The following is a 21,481-nucleotide window of genomic DNA, read 5'->3' on the forward strand; positions in this document are numbered from 1 at the left end:
TGGCTGTTTTCAATATCTCATTGGCTCGGCGCAGTTCCCTGTTCTCACGCTCCAACGCCTTGAGGCGATCACGTTCACTGCTTGTCAGACCTTCGCGTGCGCCATTGTTAATTTCGCTACGTTTAACCCATTCCAGCAACGTGGAGGGCACACAGCCAATCTTGGGTGCAATTGATTCAACCGCCGCCCATAGCGATGGATATTCGCCTCGATGTTCCTGTACCAGACGAACAGATCGTTCACGAACTTCAGGGGAAAACTTTGTTTGATTGCTCATGGCTCCATTCTCTCAAAAGTTGGAGCCTCCTCAAAACCCGGGGCGATTCATACGAAGGCGCGATACCAGCCTTGATCAAGCCATCTTCGACCATCCGGCTGCGCATATTCTTCAGCACGCGCACCATAGGTTTTAGCCACTTGGATGAAGCCTGATGCTTCGCTGTCAGGTTTGCGGAGTGCTGCTTCGGGTAGTTCGCGATTCGCTCGCCGGTAGCGTTGAAGAAGCAGATGCCTTCGACGTACTCAGAGTCGCTCGCTGACCGGAATTTGAAGTAGCGCCGGAATTGCGTCGCGACAATCACGTCCGACTTGCGACGTGAACCGCTCGCGTTGATGGCAATCGCCTTGTCGCCAGCTTTCACGGCCGAGCCGTATTGCCCCTCAAGCACCGACAGTACGTCCCGCTTGAAGTCGGCATGTGTGTAGGTCGCGTCGTTGAAAGCCTGCTTGTAGGCCGACTTTTCGTCGTCGGACAAAGATTCGAGATCGCTGTGAAAGCAGTCGTCGAGCCGGATGACGATGTCCACATCGCTCTCGGCGTAGATATTCGTGTCGTTGCCGTACGAGCCTTGAAGGAACACCTTGAAGTTCTTGCTGGCATACGGCGTGGTGCTGGCCTCCAGAACGCTCTTGATCGTGTTGTAGGTGGTACTCGACTGTGTGATCGATCCCTGGTGGGACCACGTTTCGAGCTGCGATTCTGAAATTGGCATCTTCTTTTCCCTGGCTATATCAAATACTCGCGAAGTTGCTTCTCACGCGACGCGAAGGACTCCCGTCCTCGCTGGAACAAGATGCCCAGCTTCTTGAGGTCGTGCTCCAGCAGATCGGTCGCCATTTCAGGCGTGACGTAGGAGTCGTTGATACGGATGGTCAGCAAGTCAGGGAACAGAATCTGCCGCAGCTGGTCCATCGACTGCGTGTTGATCTCCAGGGTCTTCTGCAGCAACTGGACGCTGACGAGATATTTCTTCGCCAACCACATCAGCAGGCTCGGCTTCGGGTCGGGGTAGATGCCCACGCCGACGCTCACCAGCCGGATGTCCTTGCGATCACTCCGAAGCGCCTGAACCGCATCGGCGATCGCGTACAAAGTCGGGTTGTTTGCACAGTACCCGCCGTCAATTAGCTCGATGTCCTCGCCCATTGAAGTCCTCACTACCGTTCGCTCGAAGAACGGGTAGGCCGAGCACGATGCCTTGACGGCGTCTGCGATGCTCACGCCAAAGCCCGGGACGAACGTGCCGACTTGGCCGTGCGCCTGCGCGACGCTGCCCTTGAAGATCATTGGGCGCTCGGTCAGCCACTTGGCCGTGACGATCCCGATGCCGGTCTTCACATCACTGAACGTTGCATCGCCGAAGACCTCGCTAGCTAGCTTCTTCAAGGCCTGCGACCTGGCCGGAGCGGTTTTCTGCGACATCACGGTAGGCACGTGCTTGCGGTACAGCTCCAGGATGGAATCGACGCTGTGGCCGAGCGCGATCAGTGACGCGATGATCGCGCCCGTACTGGTACCGAAAACCAGATCAAACTTCTGGTGCAAAGGGCACCCGACCATCGCCTCGATTTCCTTGAGTACACCCAGCGTGTAAAAGCCCTTCGCGCCGCCGCCGTCCAGCGTAAGGACACGCAGTAAGGCGGACGCCCCAGGCTCATTTTTCGACTCCATCATTTTCAATGTCCTCCCCACCGATCAAGAGCGGACGCAACGCCGATGATCATCGGCTCAGCCCTGAGCATGAGGCCGCTCCAGCTTCCTTGGCTTGAGGTGAAGCTCGGTGAAGTTCTGCATGGTCTCTGTATCGGTCCTCTTGTCGCTGCGCCGCCTGTGGTTATCACAAAGCGACTGATGCACAAATCAAAATAGATTCATGGACATATTCTATGGCAGACCATATACTTTCCGCAACAATCCGTACAAGCATTCGCTAACCCGAACGAGCCAGCCAGGATGTCGAACGAACAGCTTGCAGATCTAACCCAGCCACAACGCGACCGGCTCGCGTTTGTGGAGTTGCGCGTGCGCTTCATCGGGGAGATACGCCGTCAGGACTTGGTTACGCGGTTTGGCATCCAGTCCGCCGCCGCATCCAGGGATCTGGCGCTGTACAAAGAGTTGGCCCCGGGCAACATCGATTACGACTCCAAGGGCAAGTCCTACGTCCTGGGGCCGGACTTCCGGCCCGTCTTCGACTTCCCCCCGGAGCGGGTGCTGTCGTGGCTAACCCAGGGCTTTGGCGATGGCGAGCCGATGCGGCTCAAGGCGTGGGTGGCCAGCGAGAGCCCGTCACGGCTCACGCATCCGGATCTGGATGTGCTTGCGAGCGTGACCCGTGCGATTCACCAGGAGTGTCCGCTCGGCATCGAGTACCACTCCATCTCCAGTGGCCGCACCGAGCGGGAAATCGTCCCGTTTGCGCTGATCGACAACGGCCTGCGCTGGCATGTGCGCGCCTTCGACCGGAAGTCCCAAGAGTTCCGAGATTTCGTCATCACTCGGATCAAGCGCCCGGTCCTTATAAGGGATGCAGAGGTGCAGTCCCATGAGCGCAGTGATCAGGACATCCAATGGACCCGGATCGTGGAGCTGGAGATGGTGCCGCACCCGGACCAGCCCCGTCCTGAAATTACGGAGATGGACTACGGCATGGTTCGCGGGTCACTGCGGATGAAGCTGCGTGCTGCCACCGCCGGATACATCTTGCGGCAGTGGAGCGTGGACTGCTCTCCGGACCACAGTCTGCGCGGTTACGAATTCAGGCTCTGGCTGAAAGATCACCTGGCGCTGTACGGCGTCAAGAACGCTGTGTTGGCGCCGGGCTACCGCTCGCCTGACCAAAATAAGGGAGAGCAATAACGTGGCCTACGACCCAAAACGCGCGCTGGAACTGCTCCGGATTGGCTCCGGACGCGCCAATGCCACTTTCCGCGACGGCCAAGAAGATGCCATTCGTCACATCGTCGAAGGCAAAGGCCGCTTGCTGGTCGTGCAGAAGACCGGGTGGGGTAAGAGCTTTGTCTACTTCATCGCGACCAAGTTGCTGAGGGAAGCTGGGGCCGGCCCTGCGTTACTGATCTCGCCGCTGCTGGCGCTGATGCGAAACCAGATCGCAGCAGCAGAGCGGATGGGGGTTCGCGCCGCCACCATCAACTCCGACAACATGGATGACTGGACGGTAGTCGAGGGCAAGCTGGCCAAGGGGGAGATCGACATCCTCTTGATCTCGCCGGAGCGCCTGGCGAACGAGCGCTTCCGGACGCAGGTTCTGGCCGGCATCGCTGCACAGATTTCGATGCTGGTCATCGACGAGGCGCATTGCATTTCCGACTGGGGTCACGACTTCCGCCCTCACTATCGCCTGTTGGAGCGGATTGTCAAAACGCTGCCGCCAAACCTGCGCTTGCTCGCCACCACGGCAACAGCGAATAACCGCGTGATGGAGGACCTTGCTGCTGTGCTCGGTCCGAAGCTGGACGTCTCGCGTGGCGACTTGAATCGGACTTCGCTTTCACTGCAAACGATCCGCCTGCCCAGCCAGGCCGAGCGCCTTGCCTGGCTGGCAGAGCAACTGGCCACGCTGCAGGGCCACGGCATCATCTACACGCTGACGGTTCGTGATGCCAATCAAGTGGCTCAATGGTTGAAGACCCAAGGCTTCAACGTGGAAGCCTATACGGGTGAAACCGGCGATCGCCGAGAACAGCTTGAGCAGGCGCTGCTCAACAACCAAGTCAAAGCGCTGGTTGCCACAACAGCGCTAGGCATGGGGTACGACAAGCCGGATCTGGCGTTTGTCATCCACTACCAAATGCCGGGATCGGTCGTCGCCTACTACCAGCAGGTTGGTCGCGCGGGACGCGCACTGGACTCCGCCTATGGAGTACTCCTCAGCGGTCAGGAAGAGTCTGACATCACTGACTGGTTTATCCGGAGTGCCTTCCCGACCCGGCAAGAAGTTGCCGACGTCCTGGGAGCGCTTGAAGACGAGCCCAATGGGCTGTCTGTCCCTGAGCTGCTGAGCCGAGTCAATCTGAGCAAAGGACGTGTCGACAAGACGATTGCACTGCTTTCCCTCGAAGCGCCGGCGCCCATCGCCAAGCAAGGCAGCAAGTGGCAGCTCACGGCGGCAACGCTGAGTGAAGCGTTCTGGGATCGAGCGGAACGCCTCACCGCACTACGGCGAGACGAGCACCAGCAGATGCAGGACTACGTGAGCCTGCCGTTTGGTGAGCACATGGGCTTTTTGATTGGCGCGCTCGACGGCGATCCAAGTGTTGTCGCAGAACCAGCCTTACCGCCATTGCCTGCAACCGTGGATGCCGAGCTGGTCAAAGCCGCCGTCGAATTTCTTCGTCGAACCAGCTTGCCCATCGAGCCACGCAAAAAATGGCCCGATGGTGGAATGCCCCAGTATGGCGTCAAGGGATTCATCGCACCTGCCCATCAGGCCGAATCCGGCAAGGCGCTATGCGTCTGGGGCGATGCCGGTTGGGGCGGCTTGGTTCGACAGGGTAAGTACCACGACGGCCACTTTTCCGATGACCTCGTTGCTGCGTGCGTGAAGATGATTCAAGAGTGGAATCCGCAGCCGAGCCCGACCTGGGTGACCTGCGTTCCTTCGCTTCGGCATCCCGAATTGGTGCCGAATTTCGCGCAACGCTTGGCTGCTGCGCTGGGTCTGCCGTTTCATATGGTCATCGCAAAAACAGACGCAAGGCCCGAACAGAAAACGATGGCAAACAGTACACAACAGGCGCGCAACATTGATGGTTCGCTCGCACTCAACGGCCAGCCCATACCTCCCGGACCAGTCCTCTTGGTGGATGATATGGTCGACTCCCGCTGGACGCTAACGGTGTCTGCTTGGCTGCTGCGCAAGAATGGTAGTGGAGAGGTATGGCCGATGGCCCTTTCACAGACGGGGCATGACGAATGACGTCAGTCCTCTCACCCAACACCCAGGCGATCCTGCTGCTGACTGCGCCGCTCATCGCCGGACGAGGCACTGCGTCATCGGATCTGCTCTCGCCAGGTGAATACAAACGTCTCGCGCGTCATTTGCGCGAGATTCAGCGTCAGCCTGCGGATCTGCTCTCGCCGGACGCCGCTGAGATCCTGCGTGCGTGCCAACCAGTGATTGACGAGGGCCGCCTGCAGAAATTGCTGGGGCGCGGATTCCTGCTGAGCCAAGTGATCGAGCGCTGGCAGGCACGCGCCATCTGGGTCGTCAGCCGCGCCGACGCAGAGTATCCCCGCCGTCTGAAGGCCCGCTTGCGCGAAGACGCCCCTGCGGTGCTCTACGGCTGTGGCGACATGGCTTTGCTTGAAACCGGCGGGCTTGCCGTGGTCGGATCGCGCCATGTGGACGATGCCCTCATCGACTACACCATGACAGTTGGCCGGCTCGCTGCTCGGGCAGGTCGAACACTTGTCTCCGGTGGTGCCAAGGGCATCGATCAGGCGGCCATGCGTGGCGCCTTGGAGGCTGGAGGCAAGGTCTGTGGCGTTCTATCGGATAGCCTGGAAAAGACCACCATGAACCGCGAGCACCGCAACCTGCTGCTCGATGGTCAACTGGTGCTGATTTCGCCCTACGACCCGAGTGCCGGCTTCAATGTCGGCCACGCCATGCAGCGGAACAAGCTGATCTATGCATTGGCAGACACCTCACTAGTGGTCAGCTCCGACCTCAACAAAGGCGGCACTTGGGCGGGCGCTGTCGAACAGCTCGACAAACTCAAGTTTGTCCCTGTCTTCATTCGATCGACGGGCGAGTCTTCCGCCGGATTGGATGGTTTACGAAAGAAAGGCGCACTTGCCTGGCCGAACCCGCAAGACGTGGATTCGTTCAAGGACGTGTTCAACGTAGCGATGCCGACTCCGACGGCATCCCCACAGGTTGGTTTTGCGCTGTTTTCAAACGAAGAACCAACGTCGGTTGACGCCAAGCCAACGGTGCCCGTGCCACCCGACACCGCGCCAGCGCCCCAGGCCGAAAGTGAGCCATCGGCACCGGTCGACGTTGTTTCCGATGCGCAGCCACCTGCACCAGCATTGGAAGAGCAGCCGTCAGTCACGCCAGAGGCCATACCGCCGATAGACGATGCCATGGAATCTGCTCAGCCGGAATCGAGCCCAGCCGAAGTGCTCTTCGCTGCCGTGCGCGCTGCGATTCAGCAACTCTTGAGCGCGCCGATGAAGGACGCCGACGTGGCGGCCGCGCTGGACGTTTCCAACGCGCAGGCCAAAGCGTGGTTGCAGCGCCTAGTCGACGAAGGCGTATTGGAAAAGCAAAAGAAGCCTGCGGGCTACATCGTCAAGCAAAAGCGGCTGTTCGAGTAACTGATGAAGACCAAACAAGAACACAAGCCGCAGTGCGACGGCATTGATATAGAAGGGCCAAGCGTTTGAGCGATCAACACATCACACTCAGCCAGCTCGAAAGTCACCTCTGGGAGTCAGCCAACATCCTGCGTGGCCCGGTAGATGCGGCTGACTTCAAGACCTACATCTTCCCGCTGCTGTTCTTTAAGCGCATCTGCGACGTCTGGGACGAGGAGTACCAGGAGATCGTTGATGAGACCGGCGACGAGCAACTGGCCTGGTTCCCGGAGTCGCACCGCTTCCAGATCCCGGAAGACTGCCACTGGAACGACGTTCGCACCAAGGCCAGCAATGTCGGTACGGCCCTGCAGCGCGCGATGCGCGAGATTGAGAAAGCCAACCCCGACACCCTGTACGGCGTGTTCGGCGATGCCCAGTGGTCGAACAAGGACCGGCTGTCTGATGCCTTGCTCAAGGACCTGATCGAGCACTTCTCCAAGCTGCCGTTTGGCAACAAGAACGTCAGCTCGGACCTGCTCGGCGACGCCTACGAATACCTGATCAAGAAGTTCGCCGACGCCACCAACAAGAAGGCCGGCGAGTTCTACACCCCGCGCAGCGTCGTGCGGCTGATGATCGACATGCTCGATCCCAAAGAAGCCGAGACCATCTACGACCCGGCCTGCGGTACCGGCGGCATGTTGCTGGCCGCCGTGCAGCACGTGAAGGAACAGCATGGCGACGTGAAGCGGCTGTGGGGCAAGCTGTATGGACAAGAGAAGAACCTCACCACCTCGTCCATCGCGCGCATGAACTTGTTCCTCCACGGCATCGAGGACTTCCAGGTGGTGCGCGGCGACACGCTGCGCAACCCGGCCTTCTTCGAGGTCGACCGACTGGCCACCTTCGACTGCGTGATCGCCAACCCCCCTTTCTCGCTGGAAAAGTGGGGCGAGGACCTGTGGCTGAACGATCCCTTCGGCCGCAACTTTGCCGGCCTACCGCCCTCATCCAGCGGTGACTTCGCCTGGGTGCAACACATGGTCAAGTCGATGGCCGACGTCATCGGCCGGATGGCCGTGGTGTTGCCCCAGGGCGCCCTGTTCCGCAAAGGTGTGGAAGGCAGCATTCGCCAGAAGCTGCTGGAGATGGATCTGGTCGAAGCTGTCATCGGTTTGGCGCCAAATCTGTTCTACGGCACCGGCCTGGCCGCGTGCATCATGGTGTGCGCCAAGCGCAAGCCGGCCAAACACAAGAACAAGGTGCTGATCGCCGATGCGTCACGCCTGTTCCGCCGGGGTCGTGCGCAAAACCATCTGGAACCCGAGCACGCCACCGAAATCCTCAGCTGGTATCGCGGCTTTGCCGATGTGCAGGACGCAGTCCCGTGGTCAGTCTCGACGAGATCAAGGCCGAAGACTGGACGCTGAACATTTCGCGCTATGTCCTGCCGCCATTGCAAGAAGACATCCCACCGCTGCCCGATGCCATCGCGGCATTCAAGGACGCGCTCACCCGCTGCCGTGAAGCCGAAGAGCGGCTTGCGCAGGTCATGACTGAAGGGGGATGGCTCGACACCGTTCGCCCTGAGCCTGTCGAAGGGCGGGAGCAGGCATGATGAGCTTCTGGGTATACATGCTGCGATGCAGTGACGATAGTTACTACACCGGCCATACCGACGATCTCCAGGGTCGGATCGCTCAGCATGACACGGGAGCGTTCCCAACGTGCTTTACGTTCAAACGTCGCCCGGTTGAACTGGTGTTTGCTCAAGAACACGCAACCCGAGAAGAGGCGCTTGCCTCAGAGCAACAAATCAAGGGCTGGAGTCGCAAGAAGAAGGCCGCAATGATTCGTGGTGATTGGGCTGAAGTATCACGATTGGCCCGTTCATCCTTCGACAAGCTCAGGACGAACGGACTATGAAACGCATCAGCCAACAAGAACTCGAAAGCTACCTGTGGGGCGCAGCCGTATTGCTTCGCGGCCTCATCGACGCGGGTGACTACAAGCAGTTCATCTTCCCGCTGCTGTTCTACAAGCGGGTCTCGGATGTCTGGGACGAGGAATACCAGGCGGCGCTGGCCAACTCAGGCGGTGACCTCTCTTACGCGCAGTTCGCGGAGAACCACCGCTTCCAGATTCCCGCTGGCGCACACTGGAACGATGTGCGTCAAACACCGAAGAACGTGGGCGCAGCTATTCAAAAGGCCATGCGCGCCATCGAAAGTGCCAACCCGGATCTGCTCGATGGCATCTTCGGCGATGCGCCGTGGACCAACCGCGAGCGCCTGCCCGATGAAACGCTGAAAAACCTGATCGAGCACTTTTCGACACAGACACTCTCGGTGGCCAACGTCCCCGAGGATGAGCTGGGCAACGCCTACGAGTACCTGATCAAGAAGTTCGCGGATGATTCCGGCCACACGGCGGCCGAGTTCTATACCAACCGCACCGTCGTCCACCTGATGACGCAGCTTCTAGCGCCGCAGGCCGGCGAGTCGATCTACGACCCCACCTGCGGCACCGGCGGCATGCTGATCTCGGCCTTAGATGAAGTAAAGCGCGCAGGCGGCGAATACCGCACGCTCAAGCTTTACGGGCAAGAGCGCAACCTCATCACCTCATCCATCGCCCGAATGAACCTGTTCCTGCACGGCGTGGAAGACTTCGAGATCATCCGGGGTGACACCTTGGCCGAACCCAAGCACATCGAAGGCGACCGCTTGCGTCAGTTCGATGTGATCCTGGCCAACCCGCCGTACTCCATCAAGCAGTGGAATCGCGAGGCCTGGAGCAGTGACAAGTGGGGCCGCAACTCCCTGGGTACACCGCCGCAGGGCCGCGCCGATTACGCCTTCCAGCAGCACATCCTGACCAGCCTCACCGCCAAGGGGCGCTGCGCCGTGCTCTGGCCCCACGGCGTGCTGTTCCGTAACGAAGAACAGTCCATGCGCGCCAAGATGGTCGAGCAGGACTGGGTCGAGGCTGTCATCGGCTTGGGCCCCAACCTGTTCTACAACTCCCCGATGGAGTCGTGCATTGTCATCTGCAACCGCAAGAAGGCCGCCGCTCGCAAGGGCAAGGTGATCTTCATCGACGCGGTGAATGAGGTCGCCCGGGAGCGGGCGCAGAGCTTTCTGAAGCCCGAGCACCAGCAGCGCATCCTGACCGCTTACAAGACGTTTGCCGATGTGCCCGGTTTCGCCAAGGTCGCCACCCTGGCCGAGATCGGCGCCAATGCGGGCAACCTCTCGATCCCGCTGTACGTGAAGCGCATTGCCGCCGCCATCGCCACCGACAGCAATGATGACGCGGTATCGCTGCGCTCAGCCTGGGATCAATGGCAAGCCGACGGTCGCGCCTTCTGGCAACAGATGGATGCGCTGGTCGAAACGCTCGATGGCCTCGTCGCTCAGGAGGCAGCCGATGCGTAGCGCTACCGATCTACTGGATGAACTCAATGCGGTGGACGAGTCTGCCCGTATCGAAGCCAAGCGTGCCAGCGACATGGGTAAATCGGTGATGGAAACGGTCATCGCCTTTGCCAACGAGCCCGGCCTGGATGGCGGCTACCTGCTACTGGGCGTGGACTGGGCGATCAACGACAAGGGCGATACCGTGTACCGGCCGGTGGGGTTGCCCGATCCGGACAAGGTGCAGCGTGATCTCGCCAGCCAGTGTGCCAGCATGCTCAACGTCGCTCTGCGGCCAGAGATGCAGTTGGAGCAGGTGGGTGGCAAGACGCTGCTGGTGGTGTATGTGCCCGAGGCTGACGTCACTCACAAACCCATCTACAAAAAAGCCACGGGCCTACCAGGCGGCGCTTACCGCCGCATCGGCTCAAGCGACCAGCGCTGCGTCGATGAAGACCTCTGGGTGTTGCGTGGTGAAAGCCAGCCCTTGCATGGCCCTGATTCAAGCATTCTTTCTGATGCCCGCGCCGACGACTTTGACCCGACCGCCATTGCCGCGTATCGGCGTGAGCGTGCCCGCATCAACCCCCAGGCCGAAGAGCTGGACTATGGCGACGAAGACATGCTCGAAGCGCTGGGGGCACTAAGGCGTGTGGATGGTGTTTTGCAACCCACATTGGCTGGCATCGTTTTGTTCGGTAAACCGCTAGCTTTGCGCAGATTGCTGCCCATGGTGCGTATTGACTACATACGTGTACCGGGCAACGAATGGGTCGAAGATCCAGAAAATCGCTTCCAATCCATCGACATCCGCAAGCCCCTGATGCTGGCATTGCCGCTCGCCGAAGCCAGCATTATTGATGAGCTACCTAAAGGCTTTCGCCTGCCAGAGGGCCAGCTACAGAGCGTGCAAGAGCCCATTCTGCCGCGCAAGGTGATCCGCGAGGCGCTGGCCAATGCCGCCATGCACCGCAACTACACCCTGCACAGCCCGACGCAGATCATTCGCTACAGCAACCGCATCGAAATTCGTAACGTCGGCTACTCCCTCAAGGAGCCAGCGCAGCTGGGCTTGCCAGGTTCACGTCTGCGCAACCCAGCCATTGCAGCAGTGCTGCATGATCTGCATCTGGCCGAAGCCAAGGGTACGGGGATTCGTGCCATGCGTCGCCTGGCTGCAGATGCAGGCTTGCCGCTGCCAGAGTTCCACTCAGACCGGCAGGCCAATGAATTTAAGCTCACTCTGTTTCTGCACAACCTGCTCACCGAAGAAGACCACACCTGGCTGCGCAATTATGCCGGCAGCACACTGGGCCCCGACGAAGCCAAGGTGCTGATCTATGTGCGGGCAACCGGCGCGGTGGATAACACCGCCTGCCGCGACTTCTGTGGCTCGGATACCCTGGCCGCCAGCATGGTACTGCGCCGGCTGCGCGACCGGGGCCTGCTTGAGAAGCGGGGTGCAGGCAGTCGCACCTATTACACCCTGGCCGGTAATGAGCCTCGTCCGACTCTGGAGAGCGCACAGTCAGAGCTGCCGTTGGATGTCCCCGCAGACACCCCTCCTGTTGGCCAGCCTCAGCCTGCAGAGGCGGTAGCGGGCCAGCAAGCATGCAACCCTCAGCTTGCAACCTTGCCGCCTGAGCTTGCAACCTTACTTGCAACCTTGCAGGGCCGGATCAGCAGCGAAGCCTTGCGTGACGGCATCCGCCGCCTGTGCCAGTGGGCGCCCCAGAGCGGTGATCAACTTGCAACCTTGCTGGGAAAAGACCGCGACTACCTGCGCAACAAACACCTAATACCCATGGTGCGTGACGGCCAATTACGTTTCCGCTACCCGGAAAGCGCCAAACACCCACACCAGGCGTATGTCGCCCCAGAGGACAAGCGTAATGATTGAAAGGGACTTAAAGCCTGGCTGGCGTCGAGTGAAGTTTGGCGATGTGGTCCGCCAATGCAAAGAGAAGGCCGATCCCGAGACCTCTGGCCTTGAGCGTTACATCGCTGGTGACCATATGGACACCGACGACCTTCGACTCCGTCGCTGGGGTGAGATTGGCTCGGGTTACTTGGGGCCAGCCTTCCACATGCGCTTCAAGCCCGGACAAGTTCTCTATGGCTCGCGCAGAACCTATCTGCGAAAGGTGGCGGTAGCTGATTTTGAAGGTATCTGTGCGAACACGACCTTCGTGTTGGAGCCGCATAACCCCAATGAACTTCTGCCGGAGTTTCTGCCGTTCCTGATGCAGACTGAGGCATTCAACGACTTCTCGGTTAAGAACTCAAAGGGATCAGTCAATCCCTACATCAACTTTTCTGATTTGGCGAAGTTTGAGTTTGTACTGCCACCCATTGATGAGCAGCAATCAGCCATAGCCCTACTAAGCGCCGCAACCGACCAGTGCCATGCCGTCGAAGCTGCACATCGCGCTGCAGGCCGGATGCTGCAGTCGTTCAAGGATTCACTGCTTCTGCGCAAAACATCGTCCTTAGCAAATTCCTTTCTCCTGGGCGACCTCTTATTGAGGTCACCGGAAAGCGGCTGCAGTGCGCCGCCAAAGGATGCCGACACAGGCTATTTCGTACTCGGATTGGCTGCACTGTCTCGCGATGGATATGTATCAGGGGACTTCAAGCCCGTCGAGCCAACAAGCAAGATGGTCGCGGCAAAACTCTCTATGGGCGACATGCTGATTTCTCGCTCCAATACAGTGGATCGAGTTGGGTTCGTTGGGATTTTCAGCGATAACCGTGATGACGTGTCCTTTCCGGACACGATGATGCGTCTCCAGCCAAACCCTGCACTGGTTCACCCGCATTTCTTGGAGGCCTTGTTACAGACCACATCTGCCCGCGAATTCCTAATGCGAATTGCAGCGGGCACCAGTGCGAGCATGAAGAAGATCAATCGTGCCAACCTGCTGCAGATGCGCTTGAACGTGCCGGATCTTGATGTCCAGGAAATGGCGCTCGATGAACTGCAGCAATTTAAAAACGCGATTGCAACGCAAAAGGCACGCTGGGATGCCGCGCGGCAGCTAACAAGACTCATTGCCATGAGAACAATTGGGGGAGCGGCATAGTGTTTAACGAATCCAACACCGTCGAAGCCTATGTCCGCGATCTGCTCGCCGGCCCAATCAAGGCGGTTCCGGTCAACACCGCCCAGGAACCTCAAGCCAGCTATGGTCCCAGCCCCAAAGGCGTTGGCTGGCGCTACGCTGCTCCGTCTGAGGTGCCGCGCCAGAATCAGGAAGTGCTGGTCGAGCCGTGGCTGCGCGAGGCGCTGATTCGGCTGAACCCGGAGATTGCCGCCCAGCCCGACCGCGCCGACGAGGTGCTCTACAAGTTGCGCGCCATCGTGCTCTCGGTGCGATCGGATGGGCTGATCCGCGCCAACGAGGAAATGACCGCGTGGATGCGCGGTGAGCGCTCGATGCCCTTCGGCGCCAACAACGAGCATGTGCCGGTGCGGCTGATCGACCTGGATGATCTGTCGCAAAACCACTACATCGTCACCCAACAATACACCTACCGTGCTGGCCCCACCGAACGCCGGGCTGATCTGGTGCTGCTGGTGAATGGCCTGCCGCTGGTACTGATCGAGGCCAAGACGCCGGTCAAGAAGTGCATCAGCTGGGTCGACGCTGCGGTGCAGGTGCACGACGACTACGAGAAATTCGTGCCGGAGCTGTTCGTTTGCAACGTGTTCTCGGTGGCCACCGAGGGCAAGGCGTACCGCTATGGCTCCATTGGGCTACCAGTCAAGGACTGGGGGCCGTGGCATCTGGATGGTGATGGCGAGGATGGTCAGCACCATCCGCTGAAGTCGCTCAAGCTGTCGGCCGAGAGCATGCTGCGCCCGCATGTGGTGCTGGATATTCTGGGCAGCTTCACGCTGTTTGCCACCAACAAGAAAAAGCAGCGCATCAAGATCATTTGTCGCTACCAGCAGTTTGAAGCGGCCAACAAGATCGTCGAGCGCGTGCTGGCCGGTTACCCCAGGAAAGGGCTGATCTGGCACTTCCAGGGTTCGGGCAAGTCGCTGCTGATGGTGTTTGCCGCGCAGAAGCTGCGCATGCATGCCGGCCTAAAGAATCCCACCGTGCTGATCGTGGTGGACCGGATCGATCTCGACAGCCAGATCACGGGTACGTTCACCGGGGCGGACATTCCCAATCTGGAAAAGGCGGATACCCGCGAGAAGCTGCAGCAGCTGCTGGCGCAGGACGTGCGCAAGATCATCATCACCACGATCTTCAAGTTCGGCGAGGCGCCCAACGGAAAATCGGGCAGCCTGAACGACCGCAGCAACATCATCGCCCTGGTGGACGAAGCCCATCGCACGCAAGAAGGTGATCTGGGCCGCAAGATGCGTGAGGCCCTGCCCAACGCGTTTCTGTTCGGCCTGACCGGTACGCCGATCAACCGCGCCGACCGCAACACCTTCTACGCCTTCGGTGCCGACGAGGACGAAAAGGGCTACATGAGCCGGTACGGCTTCGAAGAGTCGATCCGCGACGGTGCCACGCTGAAACTGCACTTCGAACCGCGCTTGATCGATCTGCACATCGACAAGGCAGCGCTGGACGCCGCCTACAAAGACCTGACCGGCGGCCTGTCGGATCTCGACAAGGACAACCTCGCAAAGACCGCCGCCAAGATGGCCGTGCTGGTGAAGACGCCCGAGCGCATCCGCAAAGTCTGTGAGGACATCGTCGAGCACTTCCAGACCAAGGTGGAGCCCAACGGCTTCAAGGGCCAGATCGTCACCTTCGACCGGGAATCCTGCCTGCTGTTCAAGGCCGAGCTGGACAAGCTGCTGCCGCCCGAGGCCACGGACATCGTCATGTCGGTGCAGGCGGCGGACAAGAAGGAACATCCAGAGTACGCGCCCTACGACCGAAGCCGCGACGAAGAAGAACGACTGCTGGATCGCTTCCGCGACCCGGCCGACCCGCTGAAGCTGATCATTGTCACGGCCAAGCTGCTGACCGGCTTCGACGCGCCGATCTTGCAGGCCATGTACCTGGACAAGCCGCTGCGGGACCACACGCTGCTGCAGGCCATCTGCCGAGTGAACCGCACCTACTCCGAACAGAAGACCCACGGCCTGATCGTCGACTACCTCGGCATCTTCGATGACGTGGCGGCAGCGCTGGAATTCGACGACCAGAGCGTCAAGCAGGTGGTGAGCAACATTCAGGAGCTGAAGGACAAGCTGCCCGAAGCCATGCAGAAATGCCTGGCCTTCTTTGCCGGCTGCGACCGCAGCGTGCAAGGCTATGAGGGCCTGATCGCCGCGCAGCAGTGTCTGCCCAATAACGAGGTAAGAGACAACTTTGCCGCTGAGTACAGCGTGCTCAACAAGATCTGGGAGGCGCTGTCACCGGACACCGTTCTGGGCCCCTTCGAAAAGGACTACAAGTGGTTGTCGCAGGTGTACCAGTCGGTGCAGCCCTCCAGTGGCCACGGCAAGCTGATCTGGCACTCGCTGGGCGCCAAGACCATCGAGCTGATCCACCAGAACGTGCATGTGGACGCCGTGCGGGATGACCTCGACACCCTGGTGCTGGACGCTGATCTGCTGGAGGCCGTGCTGTCGAACCCCGACCCGAAGAAGGCCAAGGAGATCGAGATCAAGCTCAAGCGCCGGCTGCGCGGGCATGGCGGCAACCCCAAGTTCAAGAAGCTGTCGGAGCGGCTCGATGCGCTAAAGGACCGGTTCGAGTCTGGCCAGATCAACAGCGTCGAGTTTCTGAAGCAGTTGCTGGAGATCGCCAAGGAGACGCTGCAAGCCGAGAAGGAGGTCCCGCCTGAAGAGGACGAGGATCGCGGCAAGGCGGCGCTCACCGAACTATTCAACGAGATCAAGACGGCCGAGACGCCCATCATGGTCGAACGCGTGGTCGCGGACATCGACGAGATTGTGCGACTGGTCCGTTTCCCGGGCTGGCAAGGCACGCAGGCCGGTGAGCGTGAAGTCAAGAAGGCCCTGCGCAAAGCCCTCTTCAAATACAAGCTGCATGCGGATGAAGAGCTGTTCGAGAAGGCCTACAGCTACATCCGGCAGTATTACTAAAGGGGGCGGGGGATGACCACTCAGACGATAGATAGTGCACCGCATGCAACCTGGTTTGTCGGCGCCAGCTACGGCGGTACCGATGATCAGATGCCGCGATTTCTTGCGGAAGGAATTTGGGAGAACGGCTACGACGACAAGCTCCTCGAAGTGGTGCGTTCCATGCGCCCGGGAGAGCGGATCGCCATCAAGTCGTCTTACACGCGAAAGCACGGTCTGCCTTTCGATAGCCGAGGCCGAGCGGTTTCGGTTATGGGCATCAAGGCGGTCGGCACGATCACTGAAAACCTGAACGACGGGAAGCGGGTGAAGGTGGACTGGGCCAAGGTCGAGCCAGTACGGGAGTGGTACTTCTACACTCACCGAGCAACGATCTGGCGTGTGCTGCCCGGCGAATGGATGAACGATGCGCTGATTGCATTTGCGTTTGACGGCAAGCCGCAGGATGTAGATCGCTTTCGCAACGAGCCCTTTTGGCGGGAGCGTTACGGCACGACTTCGCCAGAAAAGCAGCGCTTCGAGTGGACGGACTTCTACGAGGCAGTGGCCGAAAAGCTGCTGGCCCACGCAGACGATCGAACTCCGCTCATCGAGGGCATCCACGAGATCGCGTCCCGGGTGCCGGGGCTGACCTATCTCCAGGATAAGTTTCCTGATGGAACCAGTGGTCCGCTGCGGGACATTTGCCCATTCACCACGATGGGCACCTTTAACCGATCCATGACCGATGCCAACCGCAAGACCCTCGCGGGTGAACTTGCCAAGCTGCTGGGTGTCACGGTGCCGGTCCCGCCTTCATTCGAGGGCATCCCCGTCCTCAACAACCAACGCTCCTGGTTTTTCGCCTATGCCGACAAGCGTGGTGCGGGCGACATCGACGCGCTATGGAAGGTATTCGTTGCCGCGAGCAAGATGGTCGATGGCGACCAGTTGGACACTCGCGATGCCTTCATCCGGGCTTATGATGAGGCAACCCAAGTGTGGGGTGTCGCATGGAACCTTTCGACAGGTCTCTACTGGGCGCATCCGTGGGAATTCCTGACCTTGGATAGCCAGTCGCGCCACTACATCAACAAGCGGCTCGGCCTGAATGTCGCCATCAGTGGTCAGCAAGGCCCATGTGATGGTCGGGCCTATTTGAAGCTGCTGGACGATTTGCGTTCGCGCTTCGGCGAAGACGGCTATCCCGTCCACAGTTTCCCGGACTTGTCTCTTGCGTCCTGGATGTACAAAGACCCGGTTGACGAGCCTGTGCCGGCTGGCGATATCGGTACCAATGCCGGAGCCGAACAGGAAACTGAAGGCGAAGTTCGCGAAGCCTTTCAGGTGGCAGCGCCAATCGTTCCCTACTCGGTGGAGGACATCCTCAAGGACGGCTGTTTCCTGGAGCGGGCCGAGATTGACCGCTTGCTCGATCGTCTGCGCACAAAAAAGAACCTCATCCTTCAGGGGCCTCCGGGCACGGGCAAGACCTGGCTGGCCAAACGGCTCGCGTTCGCGCTCATGGGCCAGAAGGACGACAGCAAGGTCCGTGCAGTGCAGTTCCACCCCAACCTGTCCTACGAGGACTTTGTTCGAGGGTGGCGCCCCACTGGCGAAGGCAAGTTGTCGCTGGCGGACGGCGTCTTCATGGAAGCTATCAAGGCCGCATCGAAGGACCCTTCGTCGAAGTTTGTCGTGGTGATCGAGGAGATCAACCGTGGCAACCCGGCGCAGATCTTCGGCGAGTTGCTGACGCTGCTTGAGGCCGGCAAACGGACACCCAACGAAGCGCTGGAACTCTGCTATCCGGATGCGGACGGCAAACGCCGTCCCGTCCATATTCCCGAGAATCTCTATGTGGTCGGCACCATGAATATCGCCGACCGATCACTTGCACTGGTCGATCTGGCATTGCGTCGCCGCTTTGCTTTCGTTGGGCTGGAGCCAAGACTGGGCCAGGTTTGGCGGGATTGGGTGGTCAAGGAGTGTGCTGTCGATCCGGGTTTGGTCGCGGATATCGAGCGCCGTATCGCCGAGCTGAACGACCAGATCGCGGCGGACGCGCGCCTTGGCAAGCAATTCCGAATTGGTCACAGCTATGTGACCCCTGCACATCGACTGGAAGCCGGAGACACGAAGAAGTGGTTCCTGCAGGTCGTGGAAACGGAGATCGGCCCGTTGCTGGATGAATACTGGTTCGACGCGCCCGACGAAGCACAAAAGGCGATTGCACGGCTGACGCAGGGCTGGTGATGACCGCCGTCGCAGAACAGGAGGAAAGTGCATCCAACAGCGCTGAGGGGTTCATCGGACGCATTCCGGTGCGCAACCTCTGGCTGCTGATGCTCTACGCCTCTGACCTGTTCCGCACTCGCGGCATCGGCAAGATCGGCTTGGAAGACAGCCCGGACGATCTACCGGATCTAGTCGCGGAGATCCTTGCCCACGCGGTTGAGGTGCGACAGCGTCGCCGCTTGAGTCTTGGATATCGATCTCGTGATGCAGTCATCAATCGCGTGCGTGGCCGGATCGACGTCCTGACCACCGAACGCCATCAGTTGATGGATAGAGGCCTGGTGGCGTGCTGGTTCGACGAACTCACCATCGACACCCCACGCAATCGTTTCGTCCGAGCAGCCTTGGAGTCCATCTCCAGGATCGTTCAGAGGAAGGACGTTGCCCATCGGTGCCGCGCACTTGCGGGTGGCATGAAGGCAATGGGTGTATCAGGGGATGCACCGGCCCGCGCCCAAATGAGCACCGATCGCTTCGGCCGTAACGATGCGGACGACCGGTTCATGGTGGCAGCCGCAAAGCTGGCACTCGATCTGGCACTGCCTACGGAAGCGTCGGGTGCGAATGTGCTCTCTCTGCCGGACCGAGAAGCGACATGGGTACGCCGTTTGTTCGAGCGAGCGGTGGGCGGCTTCTACGAAGTCGTATTGAGTCCGCAGGGCTGGCGGGTGCTATGCGGCGGGACGATGGGCTGGCAGATCGAGCAGAGGACAGCAGGGATCGACAAGATCCTGCCGACGATGCGAACTGATGTCGTGCTCGACCACCCGTCAACCGGACAAAGGATCGTCATCGATACCAAGTTCACCTCGATTGTGACAAGCGGTTGGTACCGTGAGGAAACCCTGCGCAGCGGATACGTGTACCAGATCTACGCCTATCTGCGCTCCCAGGTTGGGTGCGGCGATGCGCTTGCAGATCACGCGAGTGGATTGTTGTTGCATCCCGCGATCGGCCAGATGGTCGACGAGACGGCTGTCATCCAAGGGCATCGCATTCGTTTCGCCACCGTGGATCTGACTGCGTCGACGTCGGATATTCGATTGCAACTGCTGCGATTCTTTGACCCGAACCAGCCAGTGACAGGCCAGTGAAGAGCATGGATCGAATCGGCATCGACACATGGGCAAACATCAGCGCTGAAGGTTGGAGCTCCCTCCTTTTGGGCAACGGCGCCAGCATTGCCATCCACAAGGAGTTCGCATACCCAACACTCCATGGCATTGCTGATGCAAAAGGACTGCTCGCCACTACTGCCCCAATATTCGCCAAGCTCGGGACAACCGACTTCGAGCATGTTCTGCTGGCGTGCTGGTATGCCGAGCACGTCAACGGGGCATTGGGGACGCCGTCGGCCGCCATCTCCGCAGCCTATGAGGAGGTCCGTACCGCACTGATCGAAGCTGTGCACAGTGTGCATCCGGTGCATGCCGATGTTGCCGCCGACCTACAAAGGGTCGGTGCGTTTGCAAGCGCGTTTCCCACGGTCGTCAGCCTGAACTACGACATCACCTTGTACTGGGCCATGCTGCTGTTCAACGCGGCGAACGGGAGTTGGTTCAAGGACGCATTCCACGACGGGGAGTTCCAGACGGATTGGGAATATCTGCGGCGACCCTATGGGCACGCTGCAGGAGCAACATTGGTTTTCTACCCTCACGGCAGTCTTGCGGTTGCTCGTGACTACCTTGGTGATGAGACAAAGCTTTCTGTAGGCGCGGGAGCCGCAGGTGACTTGCTTGGCACCATAACCCGGAGGTGGGCGTCCGGGCACTATGTGCCCGTGTTTGTTAGCGAGGGAACCAGTCATCAGAAGGTCGCTGCGATTCGCCGAAGTCACTACCTGACGAACGTATATGAAGAGGTGCTGCCCGCCCTTGGAGAGAGCCTGGTCGTCTATGGCTGGAGCTTTGACGAGCGAGACCAGCATGTGCTCGCTGCCATCGCAGCGAATCCGCCAAAGCGAATGGCCGTCTCGGTTTTCACTGGTCAGCCAGATGGAGATCAGCAAGCGTTCTGCCTTCAGGTACTCAAGGCCGTTGGCCGGTCCTTGCCTGGCACAGAGGTCACGTTCTTCGATTCGCGGAGCCCTGGATGCTGGAACAATCCATGATGAGGTGCTGAACACTACTGCTCGCCGGCAACCTTCATCTCCCTTACCCACGCTTGCAACGCCGTTAGTTGCTCGGCGTTCTCGTGGCAGGTTTGGTAGTTGGCAGCAACGGTTCCGGCGACGGCAGAGAGCGCAATGCCTGTGGCGGCCGCATCAGCATCTCGGGCGGGCTCGGGCAGTTCACCGGCGGCGGCAGCGTCGTGCAGGCGCACAAAGCCACGGTTGATAGTGCAAGCAGAATCGGCTTGAACGGGCACATAGACAAGAACCTCCTTGATGATGGTTTCGCCCTTCTCGCGAACGATGCGAACGCGGTCGACGTACTCGGTGACGACCTTGACGGTGGCCTGCGCCTGCCGTTCGCGGACGGCGGCGGCTTGCAGGGCTTGTTGCTGGATGGCGGCATCCCATTGCGCTTGAACGTGGCTCGCACCCTTGATCCAGCCGAAGCCAACCAGGGCGACGCTGAGCGCCGCGAGGGTCAGCAGCCGGTACGGCCACGGAATCACGCTCACGACGCCTCCCCGATGCACTGCCGGTATTCGGCTTCTCGCCGAGTAGCCAGCCCGCCGCACAGCCGCGCGTTGGTGGGCAGCGCGCAGTCTTTGCCCTGGAAGAAGCGCCAGCGCAGCAGTTCGGCGCAGGCCCCGGCGTAGTCCTCCGCATTGAGTTTCATGACCAGCGTGGATTGGCAGAACGCGCGGCTGCCGACGTTGTAGGAGAAGCTCACCAGCGCGTCGTACTCGTGCTGGGCCAGGGGCACGGTCACACATTGCTTGAGCGCTCCCTCGAATTGCTGTACGTCGGTGAGCGCCCGAGCCAGCGCCTTCGGAGGCGTGGTCGTGTCGCCCAGCTTCACCCCGGTGGTGGTACCGAACCTGATGGTCGGCACTGAACCGTCCCGACAATCGAGGAGGCTATTTGGTTAAAGTAAAATATCCATCAATGTCTTATTATCCTGGGTTTGTCGGTAGTTTTCTTCAGCC

The 21,481-nt window shown here is 59.9% G+C and carries 18 protein-coding genes; 13 read left to right on the forward strand and 5 right to left on the reverse strand.

Translation table 11 applies throughout. The features are described from left to right. The 3 genes from B5D58_RS11525 to B5D58_RS11535 form a co-directional block, all read right to left on the reverse strand. On the reverse strand, positions 1 to 277 hold a 277-nt coding region (locus B5D58_RS11525), incomplete at its 3' end, for a transposase (protein WP_143779583.1). After that, positions 249 to 992 carry a nucleotidyltransferase domain-containing protein gene (locus B5D58_RS11530; protein WP_011112972.1) on the reverse strand — a complete coding sequence of 248 codons (744 nt, stop codon included), beginning with the start codon at positions 990 to 992 and terminating at the stop codon, positions 249 to 251. The genes B5D58_RS11530 and B5D58_RS11525, both read right to left, overlap by 29 nt. 14 nt (positions 993 to 1,006) lie before the next feature. After that, positions 1,007 to 1,954: a patatin-like phospholipase family protein gene (locus tag B5D58_RS11535; RefSeq protein ID WP_011112973.1), complete on the reverse strand. Its 948-nt coding sequence runs from the start codon at positions 1,952 to 1,954 to the stop codon at positions 1,007 to 1,009. 279 nt (positions 1,955 to 2,233) lie between these two features. Here B5D58_RS11535 and B5D58_RS11540 point away from each other — a divergent pair, with 279 nt between their 5' ends. The 13 genes from B5D58_RS11540 to B5D58_RS11595 all read left to right on the forward strand — a co-directional run bounded on the left by B5D58_RS11540 (position 2,234) and on the right by B5D58_RS11595 (position 20,495). Next, entirely contained in the window at positions 2,234 to 3,139 is a 906-nt protein-coding gene (locus B5D58_RS11540; protein WP_011112974.1) for a helix-turn-helix transcriptional regulator, read from the forward strand. A 1-nt stretch (position 3,140) separates the two neighbouring features. Next, positions 3,141 to 5,219, forward strand: a complete 2,079-nt coding sequence (locus B5D58_RS11545; protein WP_011112975.1) for a RecQ family ATP-dependent DNA helicase — start codon at positions 3,141 to 3,143, stop codon at positions 5,217 to 5,219. Then, positions 5,216 to 6,625: a DNA-processing protein DprA gene (locus B5D58_RS11550; RefSeq protein ID WP_011112976.1), complete on the forward strand. Its 1,410-nt coding sequence runs from the start codon at positions 5,216 to 5,218 to the stop codon at positions 6,623 to 6,625. The genes B5D58_RS11545 and B5D58_RS11550 overlap by 4 nt, the downstream gene beginning before the upstream one ends. 65 nt (positions 6,626 to 6,690) lie before the next feature. Then, the gene (locus B5D58_RS11555; RefSeq protein WP_011112977.1) at positions 6,691 to 8,037 is read left to right on the forward strand and encodes a type I restriction-modification system subunit M; all 1,347 of its coding nucleotides are present in this window, start codon (positions 6,691 to 6,693) and stop codon (positions 8,035 to 8,037) included. Beyond that, on the forward strand, positions 7,995 to 8,225 hold the full coding sequence (locus B5D58_RS13980) for a hypothetical protein (RefSeq protein WP_011112978.1): 231 nt from the start codon (positions 7,995 to 7,997) through the stop codon (positions 8,223 to 8,225). The genes B5D58_RS11555 and B5D58_RS13980 overlap by 43 nt, the downstream gene beginning before the upstream one ends. After that, complete coding sequence (locus B5D58_RS11560; RefSeq protein ID WP_021250012.1) at positions 8,222 to 8,533, forward strand: GIY-YIG nuclease family protein; 312 nt, start codon at positions 8,222 to 8,224, stop codon at positions 8,531 to 8,533. The genes B5D58_RS13980 and B5D58_RS11560 overlap by 4 nt, the downstream gene beginning before the upstream one ends. Next, positions 8,530 to 10,044 (forward strand): type I restriction-modification system subunit M, encoded by a 1,515-nt coding sequence (locus B5D58_RS11565; RefSeq protein WP_011112979.1) that lies wholly within the window; start codon positions 8,530 to 8,532, stop codon positions 10,042 to 10,044. Before B5D58_RS11560 ends, B5D58_RS11565 begins: the two co-directional genes overlap by 4 nt. After that, positions 10,037 to 11,923, forward strand: coding sequence for an ATP-binding protein (locus tag B5D58_RS11570; RefSeq protein WP_011112980.1), 1,887 nt, complete (start codon positions 10,037 to 10,039; stop codon positions 11,921 to 11,923). The genes B5D58_RS11565 and B5D58_RS11570 overlap by 8 nt, the downstream gene beginning before the upstream one ends. Beyond that, the gene (locus B5D58_RS11575) at positions 11,916 to 13,106 is read left to right on the forward strand and encodes a restriction endonuclease subunit S (protein WP_011112981.1); all 1,191 of its coding nucleotides are present in this window, start codon (positions 11,916 to 11,918) and stop codon (positions 13,104 to 13,106) included. The genes B5D58_RS11570 and B5D58_RS11575 overlap by 8 nt, the downstream gene beginning before the upstream one ends. Further along, positions 13,106 to 16,105 (forward strand): type I restriction endonuclease subunit R, encoded by a 3,000-nt coding sequence (locus B5D58_RS11580; RefSeq protein WP_011112982.1) that lies wholly within the window; start codon positions 13,106 to 13,108, stop codon positions 16,103 to 16,105. Before B5D58_RS11575 ends, B5D58_RS11580 begins: the two co-directional genes overlap by 1 nt. A gap of 12 nt (positions 16,106 to 16,117) precedes the next feature. Next, positions 16,118 to 18,340 carry an McrB family protein gene (locus B5D58_RS11585; protein ID WP_011112983.1) on the forward strand — a complete coding sequence of 741 codons (2,223 nt, stop codon included), beginning with the start codon at positions 16,118 to 16,120 and terminating at the stop codon, positions 18,338 to 18,340. Then, complete coding sequence (mcrC, locus tag B5D58_RS11590; RefSeq protein ID WP_011112984.1) at positions 18,340 to 19,476, forward strand: 5-methylcytosine-specific restriction endonuclease system specificity protein McrC; 1,137 nt, start codon at positions 18,340 to 18,342, stop codon at positions 19,474 to 19,476. The genes B5D58_RS11585 and mcrC overlap by 1 nt, the downstream gene beginning before the upstream one ends. Positions 19,477 to 19,481: 5 nt before the next feature. Further along, positions 19,482 to 20,495 carry a DUF4917 family protein gene (locus B5D58_RS11595; RefSeq protein ID WP_011112985.1) on the forward strand — a complete coding sequence of 338 codons (1,014 nt, stop codon included), beginning with the start codon at positions 19,482 to 19,484 and terminating at the stop codon, positions 20,493 to 20,495. Between the two features lie 14 nt (positions 20,496 to 20,509). On the opposite strand, the gene B5D58_RS11600 is transcribed toward B5D58_RS11595, so the two are convergent. Together B5D58_RS11600 and B5D58_RS11605 are read right to left on the reverse strand one after the other, a co-directional pair. Further along, positions 20,510 to 21,010: a hypothetical protein gene (locus B5D58_RS11600; protein WP_041356894.1), complete on the reverse strand. Its 501-nt coding sequence runs from the start codon at positions 21,008 to 21,010 to the stop codon at positions 20,510 to 20,512. Beyond that, positions 21,007 to 21,387: a lysozyme gene (locus tag B5D58_RS11605; protein ID WP_198407853.1), complete on the reverse strand. Its 381-nt coding sequence runs from the start codon at positions 21,385 to 21,387 to the stop codon at positions 21,007 to 21,009. Before B5D58_RS11605 ends, B5D58_RS11600 begins: the two co-directional genes overlap by 4 nt. Between the last annotated feature and the right edge of the window lie 94 nt (positions 21,388 to 21,481).

The sequence above is a fragment of the Nitrosomonas europaea genome (genome assembly GCF_900167395.1).
GTDB classification, from domain to species: domain Bacteria; phylum Pseudomonadota; class Gammaproteobacteria; order Burkholderiales; family Nitrosomonadaceae; genus Nitrosomonas; species Nitrosomonas europaea.

Excerpts from the sequence above, each read along its gene's own strand:
- B5D58_RS11585 (WP_011112983.1), top strand. The coding sequence starts at position 16,118 with ATGACCACTCAGACGATAGATAGTGCACCGCATGCAACCTGGTTTGTC.
- B5D58_RS11565 (WP_011112979.1), top strand. The coding sequence starts at position 8,530 with ATGAAACGCATCAGCCAACAAGAACTCGAAAGCTACCTGTGGGGCGCA.
- B5D58_RS11570 (WP_011112980.1), top strand. The coding sequence starts at position 10,037 with ATGCGTAGCGCTACCGATCTACTGGATGAACTCAATGCGGTGGACGAG.
- B5D58_RS11540 (WP_011112974.1), top strand. The coding sequence starts at position 2,234 with ATGTCGAACGAACAGCTTGCAGATCTAACCCAGCCACAACGCGACCGG.
- B5D58_RS11530 (WP_011112972.1), bottom strand. The coding sequence starts at position 992 with ATGCCAATTTCAGAATCGCAGCTCGAAACGTGGTCCCACCAGGGATCG.
- B5D58_RS11550 (WP_011112976.1), top strand. The coding sequence starts at position 5,216 with ATGACGTCAGTCCTCTCACCCAACACCCAGGCGATCCTGCTGCTGACT.
- B5D58_RS11560 (WP_021250012.1), top strand. The coding sequence starts at position 8,222 with ATGATGAGCTTCTGGGTATACATGCTGCGATGCAGTGACGATAGTTAC.
- B5D58_RS11595 (WP_011112985.1), top strand. The coding sequence starts at position 19,482 with ATGGATCGAATCGGCATCGACACATGGGCAAACATCAGCGCTGAAGGT.
- mcrC (WP_011112984.1), top strand. The coding sequence starts at position 18,340 with ATGACCGCCGTCGCAGAACAGGAGGAAAGTGCATCCAACAGCGCTGAG.
- B5D58_RS11535 (WP_011112973.1), bottom strand. The coding sequence starts at position 1,954 with ATGATGGAGTCGAAAAATGAGCCTGGGGCGTCCGCCTTACTGCGTGTC.
- B5D58_RS11575 (WP_011112981.1), top strand. The coding sequence starts at position 11,916 with ATGATTGAAAGGGACTTAAAGCCTGGCTGGCGTCGAGTGAAGTTTGGC.